The sequence below is a fragment of the Aestuariivirga sp. genome, from assembly GCF_044238155.1.
GTDB lineage: Bacteria > Pseudomonadota > Alphaproteobacteria > Rhizobiales > Aestuariivirgaceae > Aestuariivirga.
The window spans coordinates 1-17,840 of the sequence record NZ_JBIIDX010000064.1 but is presented as its reverse complement, the minus strand read 5'-3'; the positions used below and the strand labels follow the sequence as shown (position 1 = coordinate 17,840).

Here is a 17,840-nt window from a genome sequence, read left to right as displayed (position 1 = left end):
GTCATCACCATCGCGTTTCTTGTAGCCCGCGGCGATCTCGGCATGGATCGACTCGTTCAGATTGGCAGACAACAGGCCGGACACGCCCCACCATGACTGGTTGTAGGGCAGTGCGCTTGTGATTTCGCCCGCGTCGTTGCTGCCGCTGCCAGCCACCGTTTCGAAGGGGCCTTCGCCGAAGGCACCGGCGAGCGACAGGGTTGCCATGTCGCCAAGCGCGAAGGCCATGCCGGCGCCAACCTGCCAGAGGTCTGTCCAGTCGGCGTCGTCATTCTCGTCCCGGGCACGCCACACGGCAGCGACCTCGCCGTTGAAGATGTCGCCCGAGTACTTCAGTTCGCCGGACACACCCAGCTTATCGCCATGCGTGTTTGTCTGGTTGCCGTCAATGAAGCCGCTGTTCAGCGATGCGTCTTCGAGCGCCACTGCCGCCGAGACCGGGCCGGAGCCGTAGGACAGCCGGAACTGGGTCACGTCGCCGGGGTTGAAGTTCACGTCCGCATTGTCGGTGTAATAGCAGGTGCAGGCGCCATCATAGCCGTAGCTGATGTTGCCAAGCGAACCCGCGTAACCACCACCGAAGGTGAGCTCCGGGGTCATCGACCAGTAACCCCAGGCTACGTCGGAGTAGACGTCGCCATTGCCGTTGCCGTCGAAGTTGACGCGCATACGGATGTCCACGCCCACTTCGCCGACCGACGTGTCGGTCGACGCAGTGACGCGGAGCTGGCCGCGGGCCTTCACGTCGGTGTCCGCGTCGTCGCCCGAGTTCTCGAAGGTGGTATCGACGGTTGAACCTGCGCCCGTTATTGGCAGATTTGTCGCGTTCCTGCGGACCTTCAGGTCGTTGCTGACGCTGTTGTAAACCAGACCGGCGCGGGCATAGCCCGACCAGGTGATGGTGGAGCTGGCCGGCGCGTCAGCCGTCGGCAGCACCGAGATGTAGGTCGCCGTGTTGCCGAAGGCAGCCGCCTGGCCCGGCAGCATTGGCAGGCCGGGCGTCTCGACCATCGGGCCCTGGGACACCGTCAGCAGGTTGTAACCCGCCGGAACCGTCGGGGCGGCTTCCATGGCGGCGACGCGGGCGTTCAGGGTCTCGATCTGCGCCTTCAGCGCCTCGAGGTCGTCAGCGTAGGCGGCGGCGGAGGTTGCAGCGAGAGCCGCACCACCCATGAGCGCCATCTTGATGAACTTCATTATTGGTCTCCCAAGCTTGGAGTTTGAGGAACTCCCCCCATCCCCTGCAAAAGGATCCGGAGGAAATGCACGATGTCATCGCACAGCCGCCAGTTGTCATATCAAACTGCTGAATGGTCAACCATAGAGAGCGTTTTAAGGCCCTTAATGTTGCCTTGCGTTGCCTGATTGCCACAGTTTTAATCTCTGAAAAACATTTGAAATCAATTGCATAAACTCAGTATTAAATGTAAACGATTACATTGATAAACCAACTTCTGACCTTCCTGTCGTGCCAGCAACATGAGTCGTTCATTAAATTTATAAGTTGTGAAATAGTGTAGCCATGAGTCGTTCTTCCCGCCCGCTTGCCGTCACCCGCCTTCTGCTGCTGGTTCCCATTGCAGCCTTGCCGTGGCTGGCCGCCCTGGTGCTGCAGGGGCGTGAGCCTGCTGCCGGTATTTCCGGCCTTGAGCGCCACTGGTTCTGGCTCCTGGTTGCCCTTGGGCTTGGCGTCTGGGCAGGCTGGCACGAGGCAGGGGCCCCGGATCTGCCGCCGGAGGACGCGGCGCTGTGAACCTCGATACTGATTCAGTGATCTACTGGCTTGTCGTCTGGCTGTTGATGGCCGCGCTCTTCGTGCTCGGTGGCCTCGGTGGGGCGCTGGCGTTCCGGCGGTGGCGCCACAAACGGACGGCGCGGGAGTGAGGCAGTCTCCGCCGCATGGGCGATGTCACGTGCTGGCAATCCAGTCCGGTGGTGGTTCCAGAAATTCGAGGCCGATGGCATCCGCCCGGCGCCACAGCGTCTGGACGGCAAAACTCTGCGGGTGGGGATGAAAGCGCAACAGCAGGCCGCCTGCAGCAAGGGAGAGCCCGCGCGGCAGGCTGATCTCAACCCACCCCTTGCCTGATCGCAGCACGCACCCCACATGCAGGCGGACGGCAGAGTCAGAGAGAAGCTCTGCAAACTGCATGACCGGGCCGACGGTGTCGGACCCGCCTGAAGTGGTGCTGGCAGATGACAGCATGATCCGTGCCTTGGGCCTTTAAACTGCAACCGGAACTCTAGCCTTCGCCGCGGCTGCATTTGTGCACTTGTAGGTGCATGTTGGATCGAAATGTGCAGTCTTCCGCGCGTTTCACATCGCGGCCGTGATAATTTTTCGGCGTCGAAACAATTTGTTTGATCGGGCTTTCAGGCCCGCTGTCGATGACATGACAAGAAAACGTGACAAGACCCGCCAGAGGCTTCTGGAGGCGGCGGAAACGCTGATTGCCGAAGAGAGCCTCGCGCAGTTGAAGATTGATCGCATCACCGAGCGCGCAGGCGTGTCCCGGCGTACCTTCTTTTTGCATTTTCCAAGCAAGGATCATCTGCTGGCGGCGATCATGGGCCATTTGCGGCCGGGCTATGTCGACCGCTATCGCGCCCTCGCGGATTCGCGCGGGCCTGACGCCAGCCTCGAGGCGAGGCTGGTCTGCCTCTTCGAGGCGATCACCGCCTCGGCGCTCGATCCGGAATGGCGCGGCAGTTTCTTCATTCGCATCGCCTCCGAACTCGGCCATCTGCGCGGTCATCCGGTGCATGCGGTGGTGGCGGCCGCCAACCGCGACATGGAGGCCTGGCTTGCCGATGAATTGCGCACCGCGGGCCACGCCGATGCCGACGGCATCGCCCGGCAGCTGCTCGTGCTGATCAACGGGCTGATGATGGTCCAGCTCATTACCCGAAGCCCTGCCTATGGCGAAGATGCGATCAGGCTGGTTCGCACCCTTCTGGCCCGCAGCTAGCGCGCGGGTCGAGCCCCGAGGAACCCGCTGGGCTCAAGTCCCCGCAACGGGGCTTCAGCATCGGTCTGCTGCGGCATATTCCGCTCCGGGCGGCCGTGGTTGTGGCAATGGGCAGCCTGCCGGCATCGGCTTCGGGGGTCACGGCGGCGCAGCCCCGGTGCCGCGGCGGGCGCGCTTGCCAAGGCCCGGCCGGCAGCTTACGGAGAAGGCCCCGCCTGAGCATCCCTGAGTCTGCCCATGCTGTCTGCCTATGGCACCGCCAACGACTGCCTGACCGAATGTCCGCCCTCCGCCGGACCGGGGATTCCGCCCGACAGCGTCTGGGTGGATCTCGTCGAACCGACCGCGCAGGAAGAAGCGCTGGTCGAAAGCTCGCTCGGGATCGACATTCCCACCCGCGAGGAGCTCGCAGAAATCGAGGCGTCCAGCCGCCTCTACCAGGAAGATGGCGCGGCCTTCATGACGGCCAACCTGATCCGCCGCGGCGAGCATGACGAGCCTGAATCCTCGCCCGTCACCTTCATCATCAAGGACAACACGCTGATCACCATCCGCTATCATCATCCGCAGGCCTTTCCGGCCTACGTCAAGCGGGCGATGAAGCCGCAGGCCACGGCGATGAATGGCTGGGGCATCCTGATCTCGCTGCTCGAGGCCGTGGTGGACCGCGCCGCCGATCATCTCGAGCGTGCCGGGCAGATCGTCGACGAGACCTCGAAGAAGACCTTCGGCGCCAAGCGCGCTCTGTCGGGCATCCACAAGCCTGCGCCACGCCGCACGGTGAACCTGCAGGAGCTGATCGAGAACATCGGCGAGGAGGGCGACTTCATCTCGAAAATGCGTGAAAGCCTCGTCTCCATCGGCCGCATGGTGACCTTCATGCAGGCCATATCGGACCAGATGCGCGAGACGAAGTTCGTCAAGGAGAACAAGGCGCGCATGAAGATCCTGCAGCGCGACATCATCTCGCTCACCGATCACGCGAGCTTCCTGTCCGGCAAGATCGCCTTCCTGCTCGATGCCGTGCTGGGCCTGATCTCGATCGAGCAGAACGGCATCATCAAGATCTTCTCGGTGGCGGCTGTGGTGTTCCTGCCGCCCACGCTGGTGGCCTCGATCTACGGCATGAACTTCGCCTTCATGCCGGAGCTGCAATGGCCGCTGGGCTATCCTCTCGCGCTGCTGCTGATGGTGTTCTCGGCGATCCTTCCCTTTCTCTACTTCAAGCGCAAGGGCTGGCTGTGATGCCGGTACTGGCGTGGATTGCGCTGGGTGGCGCGATTGGCGCCACGGCGCGCCATGGCGTGAATGTCTGGTCGGCGCGCCTGCTGGGAACGGAATTTCCCTTCCACACCTTGATCGTCAATGTTACCGGCAGCTTGGCGATCGGCGTCCTCACCGGCCTCCTGGGCCACAGGCTGCAGATGAGCCACGAGCTGCGCGCCCTTCTCATTCCAGGCATTCTGGGCGGCTTCACCACCTTCTCGGCCTTCTCGCTCGATGTCGCCATGCTGGTCGAGCGCAAGGCGCTGCTGGCCGCTGGCCTCTACGCGGCCGGCACCATGGCAATGACGCTGGCGGCGGTGTTCGCGGGCCTCTATCTGGCGCGCGCGCTGCTGCCATGAGCGAGGTCAAGCGCCATGTGGTGAGCGCCGAGGAAGACGGCATGCGCCTCGACCGCTGGTTCAGGCTGCATTTTCCGCAGGTGACCTTCGCCTATCTCAACAAGCTCACGCGCACCGGCCAGGTGCGCATCGGCAGCGGCCGCGCCAGGACCAGCTCACGGCTTGCCGAGGGTCAGGAGATTCGCGTGCCGCCGCTCGCCTTCGACACGAGGCCCGCAGACAAGCCCGCCGCCGAGACCCCGCCGCTCAGCCCGCAGGAGCGGCGCCTGTTCCAGTCCATGGTGCTGCACGAGGACGCTGATCTCTATGTGCTGAACAAGCCCGCGGGCTTTGCCGTCCAGGGTGGAACCAAGACGCATCGTCATCTCGACGGCCTGCTGATGGGCCTCGGCGTTGAACTCAGGGAGCGGCCGCTGCTCGTGCATCGCCTCGACCGTGACACGTCGGGCATCATCGTGGTGGCCAAGCGCCGCCATGTGGCGGCAGCACTCGGCAAACTGTTTGCCACCCGCGCCGTCAAGAAAACCTATTGGGCGCTGGTCAAGGGCGTCCCGAAGCCCGCGCAGGGGCGCATCGACGTGGCGCTGATCAAGGCCAAGGGCCCGGAGGGAGACCGGATGCGCGCCGCCCGTCAGGGCGAGGAAGAGGACGAGCAGCACGCGGTGACGCACTACGCGGTGGTCGACAAGGCCCCGCCACTGGCGGCCTGGGTGTCGCTCAAGCCGGTGACTGGCCGCCAGCACCAGCTGCGCGCCCACATGGCGCACATCGGAACGCCGATCCTCGGCGACCAGAAATATGGCGGCGACCGCGACATGCCCGGGGGTATCGATCAACAGCTGCACCTGCATGCCCGGCGCATCGTGTTTCCGCATCCGCGCGAGGGGGTGGTGGATGTATCCGCGCCGCTGCCCGGCCACATGCAGCGGAGCTTTGCGCTGTTCGGCTTCGATCCGGCGCGCTTCACCGCGGCGGACGGCTGAGATGGGCACTCGGCGAAGGTTCTACAGGCAGGTCTCGGTCACTGACGAGCATGCCATTGCGCTTGACGGCCGTCTGGTGAAGACCCCGATGAAGCTCCCTCTGCAACTGCCTCGTCGCGCGCTTGCGGAGGCCGTGGCGGCGGAATGGGCGGCCCAGGGTGCCGAGATCGATCCCTCCCGCATGATCATGACCCGGCTCGCCAATACCGCGATCGACCGGCTGCGCGATGGGCGCGCGCAGGCCGAGGCGGAGCTCCTCGACTATGCCGGCAGCGATCTCGTCTGCTATCGCGCCGACCGTCCGCCCGATCTGGTGGCGCGACAGGCCGAAGCCTGGGACCCGGTCGTGGACTGGGCGCGCACCGTGCTGGATGCACCCGTGATCGTCACCGAAGGCCTGATCCATGCCCCGCAGCCCGACGCTGCAGGAGCGGCCTGTGCGGCTGCGGCGCGCAGGCTCAGTGGCTTCGAGCTGGCTGCCGTGCACGCGCTGATGACGCTGTCGGGGTCCGCCCTCATCGGCCTGATGCTGGCCCGTGCCGCGCTGGCGCCAGAGCGCGCCTGGCGCGCAGCCCACGTCGACGAGGATTATCAGATCGCCCAGTGGGGCAGCGATGCCGAGGCCGAGGCCCGCCGCGCCGTGCGCGAGGCCGAGTTCATGGCCGCCTGTCGCTTTCTGGCGCTGTTGCGCGACGGCTGATCGTGGGGGCTCGCCCGTCGCAAGCCCCTCCAGCCCATTTGACGCCGGGCTGGCCCCGGCCTAACACCGCCCGCATCCAGTGATACGTCGGGAGCAGGGCCATGCAGGAGATCTTGGAAAAGCTTGAGGCGCGCCGCCAGCAGGCCCGCGCCGGCGGCGGCGAGAGGCGCGTGGCTGCGCAGCACGAGAAGGGCAAGCTGACGGCGCGCGAGCGCATCGAACTGCTGCTGGACGAGGGCTCCTTCGAGGAGTTCGACATGTTCGTCGAGCACCGCTGCACCGATTTCGGCATGGAGACACAGAAGTTGCCCGGCGATGGCGTGGTCACCGGCTGGGGCACCGTCAACGGCCGCGTGGTCTATGTCTTTGCCAAGGACTTCACCGTGTTCGGCGGCTCCCTCTCTGAGGCGCACGCCCGCAAGATCACCAAGATCCAGGACATGGCGCTGCAGAACCGCGCGCCCATCATCGGCCTGTTCGATGCCGGCGGCGCGCGCATTCAGGAGGGTGTCAACGCGCTGGGTGGTTATGGCGAGGTGTTCCAGCGCAATGTTCTCTCCTCCGGCGTCATTCCGCAGATATCGGTCATCATGGGCCCCTGCGCGGGTGGCGATGTCTATTCTCCTGCCATGACGGACTTCATCTTCATGGTGCGTGATACGAGCTACATGTTCGTCACCGGGCCCGACGTTGTGAAGACCGTGACCAATGAATCGGTCACGGCAGAGGAGTTGGGTGGCGCGTCGGTTCACACCACCAAATCCTCGATCGCCGACAAGGCCTTTGCGAATGACGTCGAAGCGCTGCTGCAGATGCGGCGGCTCATTGACTTCCTGCCAGCATCGAACACCGCTGAGCTGCCCGAGCTTCCGAGCTTCGATGATCCTGGCCGCATCGATCCGTCGCTCGAGACTCTGGTTCCGGCCAATCCCAACCAGCCCTATGACATGAAGGAACTGATCCTGAAGCTGGTCGACGAGGGCGATTTCTTCGAGATCCAGGAGGCGCATGCCAGGAACATCATCACTGGTTTCGCGCGCATCAACGGCCGCACCGTGGGCGTCGTGGCCAACCAGCCTATGGTGCTGGCGGGCGTGCTCGACAGCGATGCCGGCCGCAAGGCTGCGCGTTTCGTCAGGTTTTGCGACTGTTTCAACATTCCCATCGTGACCCTGGTGGATGTGCCGGGCTTCCTGCCCGGAACGGCGCAGGAATATGGCGGCCTGATCAAGCACGGTGCCAAGCTGCTCTTCGCCTATGCCGAGGCCACAGTGCCGAAGATCACCGTGATCACCCGAAAGGCCTATGGCGGCGCCTATGTGGTGATGGCCTCCAAGCATCTGCGCGGTGACGTGAACTATGCCTGGCCAACCGCGGAGATCGCGGTGATGGGCTCGAAGGGGGCAGCCGAGATCATCTATCGTGCAGAACTGGGCGAACCGGGCAAGATCCAGGCCCGCATCAAGGATTACGAAGCACGCTTCGCCAATCCCTTCGTGGCTGCCGAGCGCGGTTACCTCGATGAGGTGATCATGCCCGGCACCACCCGCAAGCGCGTGGCGCGTGCGCTGAACATGCTGCGCCACAAGCAACTCCAGAATCCCTGGAAGAAACACGACAACATTCCGTTGTAGTGCAGGCGCATCATGGCGCAGCCAGTTCCGATGGTGTAGTCTTTGACGATGGAGTTTCCCGAACTCGCAACCCGCCTCGGTCTGGCGCTGGCGCTTGGCTTCATCATTGGCTTCGAGCGCGGCTGGAAGGAGCGTGCGGAGGGCGAAGGCCGGCGCGCTGCGGGCCTGCGCACCTTTTCGCTCATCGGCCTGCTGGGCGGTCTTTTCGGCGTTCTGTCGTTGGAGGGTGACCGCATGCTGATCGCCGCCGGCTTTCTCACCACCGGCGCGGTCATGGCGGCGTTCATCTGGCGGGAGACAGCGCATGAAGGCGATTTCAGCGCCACGACACTGGTTGCAGCCCTCGTGACATTCGCGCTCGGCGCACTCGCCGTTCTGGGCGACATGCGGCTGGCTGCGGGCGCCGGAGTGGCAACGGTGGGGCTTCTTGCCTACAAGACGCAGCTGCACGGCTTCCTGGCGCGCATCACGTGGGATGAGCTTCGTTCGGGCCTGTTGCTGGCGGCAATGACCTTCATCGCCTTGCCGCTTCTTCCCGATCGCGCCATTGACCCATGGGGCGCCATCAACCCGCACCAGCTCTGGCTCATCACCATCCTGATCGCTGCCGTGTCCTTCGTGGGCTATGTGGCGGTGAAGCTTGCGGGTCCGGAGCGCGGCCTGATTCTGGCAGCGGCGCTCGGCGGCCTCATCTCATCGACCGTCGTGACCCTGACGCTGTCTGCCCTGGCGAAAAGCAATCCAGCGCGGATCGGCTTGCTGGCCGGAGGCATCCTTGCCTCTGGCGCAGTGATGCTGGCCCGCGTCGTCGTGCTCGCGGCGGCGCTCAACCTGTCGCTGGCGGCCTCGCTTGCCGCGCCCTTCGCAGCCGCCGCGCTGGTTCAGGCCCTCGCCGCCTGGCTGCTGATCGGGCGCGATCGCCGCAACGGTATTGGCGATCCCGCCAGGCTCGTGCACAAGAACCCTTTCCTGCTCTCCGAGGTCTTGCGTTTCGGTGCCATGCTGGCCGCCGTGATGCTGGCTGCGGGCATCGCCCAGAGCTTTTGGGGCAATGCCGGTCTGATTGCCGTGGCGGCGATCTCGGGCCTTGCCGATGTCGACGCGCTCACCCTGTCGGTGGCCAACATGGGTCCTGTCACGGCGCTGGGCGTGGTGGCTGTGTTGCTCTGCGTTGCCGTCAACACCCTTGCCAAATGCGCCTATGCCTGGATCGAGGGCGGAACACGCCTTGGCCTTGCGCTTCTCGGCCTGAACGTGGCGGCGATGGGAGTGGCAGCGATGGCATGGATGTTGATGCCAGCAGCTCTTGTGATGATTTAGGCTCTAGACCCGCTCGCCCACCAGGTCATAGTCCTCCGCTTCAACGATCCGTACACGGACCATGTCGCCTGGCTTGAGGCCGGTCTCGCCGGGCAGGAACACATTGCCGTCGATCTCCGGCGCGTCCCAGGGCGAGCGCGCGATGGCTTCTTCGTTTTCGGCGTCGATCTCGTCCACCAGTACGTCGATCTCGCGGCCCACCTTGCCTGCGAAGATTTCAGCTGAAATCTCCTGCTGGACTTCCATGAAACGCTCCCAGCGCTGCTGCTTCACCTCATCGGGAACCTGCGGCAGGCCGAGATCATTGGCCCTGGCGCCCGCCACCGGCTCATATTTGAAGCAGCCGGCGCGCTCGATGCGGGCCTCGCGCATCCAGTTCAGGAGATAGTCGAAATCCGACTCCGTCTCGCCGGGAAATCCGACGATGAAGGTGGAACGAATGGCGATGTCCGGGCAGATCCTGCGCCAGGCGGCGAGCCGGTCCAGCACCTTTTCCTGGTTGGCAGGCCGCTTCATGGCCCTCAGCACGTTGGGAGCGGCATGCTGGAAGGGAATGTCGAGATAGGGAAGGATCTTTCCCTCCGCCATGAGCGGGATTACCTCGTCGACATGCGGATAGGGATAGACGTAATGCAGGCGCACCCAGGCGCCGAACTGGCCCAGTTCCGCGGCGAGATCGTGGAATCTCGCGCGCACCTCGCGGCCATGGAACTTAGATGCGGCGTATTTGATGTCGACACCGTAGGCCGAGGTATCCTGGCTGATGACCAGCAGCTCCTTCACGCCCGCCTTCACCAGGCGCTCCGCCTCATAGAGCACGGATGCCACCGGCCGTGAAACCAGATCGCCGCGCAGCGACGGGATGATGCAGAAGGAGCAGCGATTGTTGCAGCCTTCCGAAATCTTCAGATAGGCATAGTGCCGGGGCGTCAGGTGCAGGCCCTGCGGCGGCACCAGATCGAGCTTCGGGTCATGGGCGGGTGGCACGGCCTTGTGCACGGCCTCGACGACCTGCTCGTACTGATGCGGGCCAGTCACCGCCAGGACGCCGGGATGCGCCTTGCGGATGGTGTCGGCCTCAACCCCGAAGCAGCCAGTGACGATCACCCGGCCATTCTCGGCCATGGCCTCGCCGATGGCGGCAAGCGACTCCTCCTTGGCGCTGTCGAGAAAGCCGCAGGTGTTGACGATCACCACATCGGCATCCTCGTAGCCCGGCGACATGACATAGCCCCCGGCGCGCAGCTGGGTGATGATGCGCTCGGAATCAACCAGCGCCTTGGGGCAGCCGAGCGACACGAGTCCGATCTTGGGCACAGGCTTGTTCATGGTGGGTTGCTTAGCGGAATGGTCTTGGCAGCGCAATTCGTGCAGGCAGCAAAACACTTCACGACAGAGCCTGATTGAGGCATAAGACGCGGCAAGGGGACGTTGGGGGTTCGATCATGGTATCTCGGCGCGACATGCTGGCCGGGCTGGCGGCAATCCTGGCGCCGGTGGCTGCCCAGGCCTCTACGCCGCCCAAGCCTTCCAAACCTGCCAAGCCGGCAGTCGACAGGAAGCGGCCACCGCCACCGGCTGAGCCGCGGCTGATCATCGCGATCAACAAGGTAAGCCAGAAGATGACCGTGACGCTTGATGGCGACACGCTCTACAGGTGGCCGGTCTCCACAGGTGCACGCGGCTATGACACGCCGAGCGGAACGTTCCGGCCATTCCGTCTTGAGAAAGAGCACTATTCTGCCGAATGGGACGATGCGCCCATGCCCTATTCGATCTTCTTCACCCCCGGCGGTCATGCCGTCCATGGCAGTTATCACATCAAGAGCTTGGGTCGCCGCGCCTCGCATGGCTGCGTGAGGCTTCACCCTGACAACGCCGCAAAGCTGTTCGCTCTGGTCCGCAAGACCGGCATGAGCAACACCCGCGTGGTGGTGAAGGGCGGGCTGTTTGCCGGAGGCGATGAGACAACACGCAGCCCCATCAAGGTCGATTTGTTCGGCCTCTTCGACTGAGTCCCGGGGCTGCGCCAAGCCCTTCCTTGACAAACTGCGCCCTCCATGCGCTCTAGCGCACGAAACCGCCTTCTGATGAGGACCCTCATGCACGCCTACCGCAGCCACACCTGTGGACAGCTCCGTCCCGCCAACGCCGGCCAGGCCACCCGGCTGTCGGGCTGGGTTCACCGTGTCCGTGACCATGGCGGCGTGCTGTTCATCGACCTGCGGGACCATTATGGCGTCACCCAGGTGGTGGCCGATCCTGACTCACCCGCCTTCCGCACCGCCGAGACACTGCGTTCGGAATGGGTGATCCGTATTGACGGCAAGGTGCGGCCGCGGCCACCGGGCACCGAAAATGCCGACCTGCCCACCGGCCTCGTCGAGGTCTTCGCAACTGACATCGAGGTGCTCTCGCAGGCCGCCGAACTGCCACTCCCCGTTTTCGGCGACACCGAATATCCCGAAGACATCCGGCTGCGCTACCGATTCCTCGATCTCCGCCGCGAGCGCATCCATGCCAACATCATGAAGCGCGGCGCCATCATCAACTCACTGCGCCGCCGCATGGTGGATCAGGGCTTCTTCGAGTTCCAGACGCCGATCCTCACGGCTTCGAGCCCCGAGGGGGCACGTGACTTTCTCGTGCCCTCGCGCATCCATCCCGGCAAGTTCTATGCGCTCCCGCAGGCGCCGCAGCAGTTCAAGCAGCTGATCATGATGTCGGGTTTCGACCGCTATTTCCAGATCGCGCCCTGCTTCCGCGACGAGGATGCGCGCGCCGACCGCTCGCCCGGCGAATTCTACCAGCTCGACATCGAAATGAGCTTCGTGACCCAGGAAGATGTGTTCAACGCGGTGGAGCCCGTGCTGCGCGGCGTGTTCGAGGAATTCGGCGGCGGCCTTCCGGTGACGCAGAAGTTCCCGCATATCGCCTTCAGGGATTCGATCCGCTGGTATGGCTCCGACAAGCCCGATCTCAGGAACCCGATCCGGATGCAGGCGGTGACGGAGCATTTCGCCGGCTCCGGCTTCAAGGTCTTCGCCGGCATGATCGCCGCCGACCCGAAAGTGGAAGTCTGGGCCATCCCCGCGCCCAGGGGTGGCTCGCGCGCCTTCTGCGACCGCATGAATTCCTACGCCCAGCAACAGGGCCAGCCGGGGCTCGGCTATGTCTTCTGGCGCGAGGGCGAGGAGGGTGGTGCGGGCCCCATCGCCAAGAACATCGGTCCGGAGCGCACCGAAGCCATCCGAACCCAACTTGGCCTTGGCGTGGGCGACGCCTGCTTCTTCGTCGCTGGCCGCCCCGAGAAATTCTACAAGTTCGCGGGCGAGGCGCGGAACAAGGTGGGCGATGAACTGAATCTTGCCGCCAAGGACCGTTTCGAATTCTGCTGGATCGTCGACTTCCCGATGTATGAGTGGAACGAGGAAGACAAGAAGGTCGACTTCTCGCACAATCCGTTCTCGATGCCGCAAGGGGGGCTCGAGGCGCTGGAGGGCAAGGACCCGCTGGATATCCTCGCCTATCAGTATGACATCGTGTGCAACGGCGTGGAACTGTCGTCAGGAGCCATCCGCAACCACCGCCCGGAGGTGATGAAGAAGGCCTTCGAGATCGCCGGCTATCCGGAAAGCGTGCTGCTGGAGAAGTTCGGCGGCATGTACCGCGCCTTCCAGTATGGCGCGCCGCCGCATGGCGGCATCGCGCCGGGTGTTGACCGCATCGTCATGCTGCTCTGCAATGAGCCCAACATCCGCGAGGTGGTGCTGTTCCCGATGAACCAGCAGGCCGAGGATCTGCTGATGGGCGCCCCCTCCGAGGTCACCCCGAAGCAGCTGCGCGAACTGCACATCAGGCTGAATCTGCCTGAGGCGTGAGGCCTCCGCCGGCGAAGTTCCCCCGGATCAGGCTGCGGTTTCGCGATCGACCGCGTCGAGCCACCGCGTGATGGCAGCGAGGCTCTCCGGTTCGTCGAGGAAGGGAACGTGGCCGCGTTGCGCAACGGTGACGGCCGACAACCGTCTGTGGCGCGTCTGCATGCCTGCCACCGTTTCGTCGCTGAGCACGTCCGAGTGTTCGCCGCGCAGCACCAGGCAGGGAAGTTCTGCCATCAGGTCGAGCAGCCGCCAGGTCTCGGGAAACTTGCCCGCCTCGATCTCCGCGGTGCCTGGAAAAGCCTGCCCCAGGCGAGGGTCGTAGTCCGCCTTGATGACCCCGCCCCGGTCGCTGTAGAGGCGGCGCGCGAAGCCTTGCCAATCGGCGTCGGACAGGCCGGGAAAGCCCGGGTTGGCGCGTTTCAGCGCTGCCACGGCCTCCTGCCAGGTGGCAAAGGACGGATCGGCGCCAAGATAGCTCCGTATACGGAGTAATCCTTGCGTCTCGATCCTCGGGCCGATGTCGTTGAAGGCGACGCCCGCCATACGCGGCAGCGCGCACGTCGCCATGACCATGGCAGCGATGCCGCCGCGCGATGTGCCGATGATGGCGAAGCGGGGAATGCCAAGATGGTCGAGAACGGCGAGCGTGTCGGCCACCTCCTGATCAGGGCGATAGGTGGCCGGATCAGCCCAGCCGCTCTTGCCGCGGCCGCGGAAGTCAACCGCCACAACGCGGCGGCTCAAGGCCAGCCGCGGCGCGATCGCCTCGAAGTCCCGGGCGTTGCGCGTGAGGCCCGGCAGGCAGACGACCGGCGTCAACCCGCCATCAGCGCAGGCATAGTCGCGGGCATAGAGCCTGGTGCCATCCGCGGCGGTGACGAGAAGTTCGTGGAAATCGCCGGCCGGCGTCAATCGCAGCCCCCGATCAGGCTCGCCAGGGATTTCTTTGCGCAAGGCTCTGCGGGCTGGACATCTTCTGGCGCGCTGGCAGCACCGGGCTCATCCGGAACCGAGGTCGATGCAACGCTCAGGCTGTCGGTGCGCGCGCCGCGCATCAGGTCGGCGGTCATCGGCCGGACTGTCTTGGGCGCAAGCCGCGAGCGGTAGATGTGCAGGTTCTGCAGTACCTTCTGCACATATTGCCGGGTCTCCTGGAAAGGAATGGATTCAACCCAGTCGATGGGATCAACCTGGCCCGAGCGGAAGTCGCCGTATTCGGCAAGCCATTCGCGGGCCCGGCGCGGGCCCGCGTTATAGCCCACCAGAGTGAGCACATAGGAACCGCCATTGTCGGCGATCAGGTCTCCGAGATGGGCAGCGCCCAGCTTGACGTTGTATTCGGGGTCCATCAGGCGGCTGGCATCGTGCTTGAGACCATGCTGCTTGGCGATGAGCTTCGCGGTGCCCGGCATGATCTGCATCAGGCCCTGCGCGCCCACCTTGCTGCCGGCATTGGGGTTGAACTCGCTCTCCTGGCGGGCCAGTGCGAAGACGAGCGGCTTCTCGACCGGCCTGCCGATCTGCTTCCAGTCCGGCAGGGCGCGGATCGGATAGCCCCAGGAGTCGATGTCGATGTTGCGCTGGGCGGCCGCCTTTGCGAGCCGCACCGCCATGGTGACGCCGCCCTCGGTCCACACGATGCTGGCCACCGCATTCATTTCATCGGCCGTCTCGAAGCGGTTGGCGAATGACCACAGGAACATGTAGAGCGCATTCTTGTCGCTGCTGGCCTCTGCCATGATCTTGAAGGCGCGCACCACTTCGTCTTCTGCAATCCGCTGCTGGGCTGCTGCGGTTGCCTTGCCGGTTTCGATTTCTTCCGGCACCTTTCCGAGCCCGATCTTCTCTCGGGCCAACTGGCCGTAATAGACCGTGGAATACTGCGCTGCCTGGCTATAGGCGGCCTTGGCCTCGCCCTTCTGGCCCATCGCCTCATGGGCGCGTCCAATCCAATAGGCTGCACGGGCCTTTTCCGTGCGGCTTTCGGCGATCTCGGCGAGGCGGCGGAAGTGCCGCATGCCGGTCTCTGGGTCCTTCACGTAGCGCAGCGCGATCCAGCCGGCCAGAAACTCGCCCTCGATCGCCTCCTCGTCAACCGCAAAGCCATGCGCGGCGGCGATCTGATAGGCGGCCTTGGCGGATCCTCTGTGGCTGATGCCAACCGAATGGCGCGCGATGATGCGCCGTTCCACCCACCAGGCCTCGGCATCACCCATCTTGGCGCTGTCGGCCGGAACCGTGAGCAGGATGGCGCGCGCCTTTGAATAGCTCTCCTTCATCCGGTAGAAGCGGGTGAGGGCATATTTCATGGCGAGTGACTCGCGCATGGACGATGGCAGGCGGGCGTAGAGCTTGTCGGCGCCTGCCTCGCCCCGGATCAGCTTCTGGGCAACGCCCGCCGCCTTCTGGTAATCGCCAGGAAGGCGCTTGGCGGCGCGGATCGCCGCATTGGTTTCCTGTGCATAGACCAGACGCCACATGCGGCGCTTGTGATCAGCTTCGGTCAGCAGCTTGCCGAATTCGGATGACACGGCCTTTTCCAGCTCCGGCGTGATTTCTGCGTCCAGCCAGACATTGACCACCTGGCGGCGTGCGCCGTCCATGTCGCCAGTGGCGATCAGGGCGCGGGCCAGCGCCAGCGCGCCCTCGCTGGTCACCGGCTTTCGATTGGCAAAATGCGCGAGGATGAGTTCGGGCGGTTCGGTGTTGGCATAGAGTGAACGTTCGGCACGCTTCATCAGCGCCTCTGACAGTGGCCACTTGGGAGCGTTGTTCAGAAAGGCCATGATGCGCGGGTAGCCCGCATCATTGGGGTGGTCGCGGAGATAGATGAGTTCGACGAGCTTGATCGCCGCCACATCGCCGGATTGCTGGGCGGCCTCGCCCGCCGCCACGAAATCGCCTTGCAGCGCCAGCCTGGTGGCTTCGACGGCTGCTGCCGAAGGCTTGGATTGTGCGAGTGCGGCGCCAGGGCCACCCCATGTCTGTGGCGTGGCCACCGCCATGGCGGTGGCAAGAGCAAGCAGGCTGGCACGCAGGAAACGATTGAAACGCATGTACCTTCCATCCGAAAACGACGCGGGCGATGATTGCCGCTAGTTGGCAATTGCGCCGGGATCATGGCCTGGGTCCGGCGCTTGCCGCCCTTGGGGCAAACGTCTATGGTGAGCGACGCGTTGCAGGCTGCGCCACGTTGGCCTGCAAAGCTAAAGCCCTCATGGTTTCCAAGTTATTACCGGAGCAGCCTGCCGTGACGTTCAAAGGTTCTTTCCCCGCGCTCATCACTCCCATGGTCAATGGTCAGGTCGATGCGCAGGCTTTCCGCAAATTCGTAAACTGGCAGATCGAGCAGGGTTCGCACGGCCTGGTGCCGGTGGGCACCACCGGCGAGAGCCCGACGCTCACGCCCGAGGAACACAAGCTCGTGATTGAAATGTGCATCGCCGAGGCGCGCGGCCGCGTGCCGGTGATTGCCGGCACGGGCTCCAACAGCACGCTCGAGGCAATCGAATATACCCGCCACGCCAAGGAAGCGGGCGCAGATGCCGCACTTGTCGTCGTTCCCTACTACAACAAGCCCACGCAGGATGGGATCTACGCCCATTTCAAGGCAATCGCCGATGCCGTGGATATCCCGATCATCGTCTACAATGTGCCAGGGCGCACGGTTGCCAACATCTCGGTCGAGACGCTGGCCAGGCTCTCGGCTGACTGCCGGACGATCGTGGGCACAAAGGACGCCTCGGCCGATCTCACCCGGCCGTCGCGTCAGCGGCTGGCCTCTGGCAAGGACTTCATCCAGCTTTCGGGCGAGGATGGAACCGCGCTCGGCTTCAATGCACATGGCGGCGTGGGCTGCATTTCCGTCACAGCCAATGTCGCGCCGAAGCTGTGCGCCGAGTTCCAGGAGGCGACCCTCAAGGGAGATTACGCCACTGCTCTTCGCCTGCAGGACCGTCTGATGCCATTGCACCATGCCATGTTCGTCGAAACCAGTCCCGGTCCGGTGAAATATGCCGCGAGCCTGCTGGGGCTCTGCTCGGCGGAAGCCCGCCTGCCGATGGTGCCGGTGGTCGAGTCCACCAAGCAGGCAGTGCGTGCAGCGCTGGTGCACGCCGGACTCCTGAACTGAGATGAGTTCAAAGAGCGGCGGCGCCAAGGCGCCGCGCAAGCAGGCTGGCATCAAGGTCATCGCCGACAATCGGCGGGCGCGTTTCGACTACGAGATCCTGCAGAGCTTCGAAGCGGGACTTGCGCTGCAGGGCTCCGAGGTGAAGTCGCTCCGGACCGGTCACATCAATCTGGCGGAAGCCTATGCAGCCATGAAAGCGGGTGAACTCTGGCTCATCAATTCGAACATTCCGGAATACCGTGAAGCCAACCGCTTCAACCATGAGCCGAAACGTCCGCGCAAACTGCTTCTGCACAAGCGCGAGATCGACAAGCTGTCGGCCGGCGTGCTCAAGGAGCATCTCACCATCGTGCCGCTGAAGATGTTTTTCAACAGCCGTGGCCGCGTCAAGGTCGATATTGCGCTGGCCCGCGGCAAGAAACTGCATGACAAGCGCGAAACGCTGAAGGAGCGCTCCTGGGACCGGGAGCGGGCCAGGCTGCTGCGCGAGAAGGGCTGAAAGTCATGTCGTTCCTGCAGCATCTCGTCGGCCGCTCCATGCCCGATGTGGCGCTCGAGGCAACATCGGGAAGCCCGGTCAGTCTCGCACGCATACC

Annotated in this window: 18 protein-coding genes; 13 read left to right on the top strand and 5 right to left on the bottom strand. The window is 64.2% G+C overall.

The features are described from left to right. Positions 1–1,197 (bottom strand): hypothetical protein (locus tag ACILRN_RS08530; RefSeq protein WP_395687338.1); only part of this gene is annotated, 1,197 nt, incomplete at its 3' end. Between the two features lie 325 nt (positions 1,198–1,522). On the opposite strand from ACILRN_RS08530, the gene ACILRN_RS08525 reads away from it, so the two are divergent. Continuing rightward, on the top strand, positions 1,523–1,753 hold the full coding sequence (locus ACILRN_RS08525) for a hypothetical protein (protein ID WP_395687337.1): 231 nt from the start codon (positions 1,523–1,525) through the stop codon (positions 1,751–1,753). Beyond that, positions 1,750–1,884: a hypothetical protein gene (locus ACILRN_RS08520; protein WP_395687335.1), complete on the top strand. Its 135-nt coding sequence runs from the start codon at positions 1,750–1,752 to the stop codon at positions 1,882–1,884. The genes ACILRN_RS08525 and ACILRN_RS08520 overlap by 4 nt, the downstream gene beginning before the upstream one ends. A 25-nt stretch (positions 1,885–1,909) precedes the next feature. On the opposite strand, the gene ACILRN_RS08515 is transcribed toward ACILRN_RS08520, so the two are convergent. After that, positions 1,910–2,206 carry a hypothetical protein gene (locus tag ACILRN_RS08515; protein ID WP_395687334.1) on the bottom strand — a complete coding sequence of 99 codons (297 nt, stop codon included), beginning with the start codon at positions 2,204–2,206 and terminating at the stop codon, positions 1,910–1,912. A 187-nt stretch (positions 2,207–2,393) separates the two neighbouring features. Here ACILRN_RS08515 and ACILRN_RS08510 point away from each other — a divergent pair, with 187 nt between their 5' ends. The 7 genes from ACILRN_RS08510 to ACILRN_RS08480 all read left to right on the top strand — a co-directional run bounded on the left by ACILRN_RS08510 (position 2,394) and on the right by ACILRN_RS08480 (position 9,231). Continuing rightward, on the top strand, positions 2,394–2,969 hold the full coding sequence (locus ACILRN_RS08510; RefSeq protein WP_395687332.1) for a TetR/AcrR family transcriptional regulator: 576 nt from the start codon (positions 2,394–2,396) through the stop codon (positions 2,967–2,969). 237 nt (positions 2,970–3,206) lie between these two features. Continuing rightward, positions 3,207–4,214: a magnesium/cobalt transporter CorA gene (corA, locus tag ACILRN_RS08505; RefSeq protein WP_395687330.1), complete on the top strand. Its 1,008-nt coding sequence runs from the start codon at positions 3,207–3,209 to the stop codon at positions 4,212–4,214. Then, complete coding sequence (crcB, locus tag ACILRN_RS08500) at positions 4,214–4,594, top strand: fluoride efflux transporter CrcB (protein ID WP_395687329.1); 381 nt, start codon at positions 4,214–4,216, stop codon at positions 4,592–4,594. The genes corA and crcB overlap by 1 nt, the downstream gene beginning before the upstream one ends. Then, complete coding sequence (locus tag ACILRN_RS08495) at positions 4,591–5,577, top strand: RluA family pseudouridine synthase (protein ID WP_395687328.1); 987 nt, start codon at positions 4,591–4,593, stop codon at positions 5,575–5,577. The genes crcB and ACILRN_RS08495 overlap by 4 nt, the downstream gene beginning before the upstream one ends. A 1-nt stretch (position 5,578) precedes the next feature. Beyond that, on the top strand, positions 5,579–6,277 hold the full coding sequence (locus ACILRN_RS08490; protein ID WP_395687327.1) for an ATP12 family chaperone protein: 699 nt from the start codon (positions 5,579–5,581) through the stop codon (positions 6,275–6,277). 101 nt (positions 6,278–6,378) lie between these two features. Continuing rightward, positions 6,379–7,911: an acyl-CoA carboxylase subunit beta gene (locus tag ACILRN_RS08485; protein ID WP_395687325.1), complete on the top strand. Its 1,533-nt coding sequence runs from the start codon at positions 6,379–6,381 to the stop codon at positions 7,909–7,911. A gap of 48 nt (positions 7,912–7,959) precedes the next feature. Next, positions 7,960–9,231, top strand: coding sequence for an MgtC/SapB family protein (locus tag ACILRN_RS08480; protein WP_395687324.1), 1,272 nt, complete (start codon positions 7,960–7,962; stop codon positions 9,229–9,231). A gap of 3 nt (positions 9,232–9,234) precedes the next feature. On the opposite strand, the gene rimO is transcribed toward ACILRN_RS08480, so the two are convergent. Beyond that, the gene (gene rimO / locus ACILRN_RS08475; RefSeq protein ID WP_395687322.1) at positions 9,235–10,560 is read right to left on the bottom strand and encodes a 30S ribosomal protein S12 methylthiotransferase RimO; all 1,326 of its coding nucleotides are present in this window, start codon (positions 10,558–10,560) and stop codon (positions 9,235–9,237) included. 116 nt (positions 10,561–10,676) lie between these two features. On the opposite strand from rimO, the gene ACILRN_RS08470 reads away from it, so the two are divergent. Both ACILRN_RS08470 and aspS read left to right on the top strand, forming a co-directional pair. Then, positions 10,677–11,246, top strand: coding sequence for a L,D-transpeptidase (locus ACILRN_RS08470; RefSeq protein WP_395687320.1), 570 nt, complete (start codon positions 10,677–10,679; stop codon positions 11,244–11,246). 87 nt (positions 11,247–11,333) lie between these two features. Further along, positions 11,334–13,112: an aspartate--tRNA ligase gene (gene aspS / locus ACILRN_RS08465; RefSeq protein ID WP_395687319.1), complete on the top strand. Its 1,779-nt coding sequence runs from the start codon at positions 11,334–11,336 to the stop codon at positions 13,110–13,112. A gap of 27 nt (positions 13,113–13,139) precedes the next feature. Here aspS and ACILRN_RS08460 read toward each other — a convergent pair whose 3' ends face one another. Beyond that, the gene (locus tag ACILRN_RS08460) at positions 13,140–14,024 is read right to left on the bottom strand and encodes an alpha/beta fold hydrolase (RefSeq protein WP_395687317.1); all 885 of its coding nucleotides are present in this window, start codon (positions 14,022–14,024) and stop codon (positions 13,140–13,142) included. Continuing rightward, positions 14,021–16,168: a transglycosylase SLT domain-containing protein gene (locus ACILRN_RS08455; protein ID WP_395687316.1), complete on the bottom strand. Its 2,148-nt coding sequence runs from the start codon at positions 16,166–16,168 to the stop codon at positions 14,021–14,023. The genes ACILRN_RS08460 and ACILRN_RS08455 overlap by 4 nt, the downstream gene beginning before the upstream one ends. A 161-nt stretch (positions 16,169–16,329) precedes the next feature. Between ACILRN_RS08455 and dapA the strand changes: the two genes are divergently transcribed. Next, positions 16,330–17,244: a 4-hydroxy-tetrahydrodipicolinate synthase gene (gene dapA, locus ACILRN_RS08450; protein WP_395687314.1), complete on the top strand. Its 915-nt coding sequence runs from the start codon at positions 16,330–16,332 to the stop codon at positions 17,242–17,244. A 1-nt stretch (position 17,245) separates the two neighbouring features. Continuing rightward, positions 17,246–17,743, top strand: a complete 498-nt coding sequence (smpB, locus tag ACILRN_RS08445; protein WP_395687313.1) for an SsrA-binding protein SmpB — start codon at positions 17,246–17,248, stop codon at positions 17,741–17,743. The last annotated feature ends 97 nt before the right edge of the window (positions 17,744–17,840 follow it).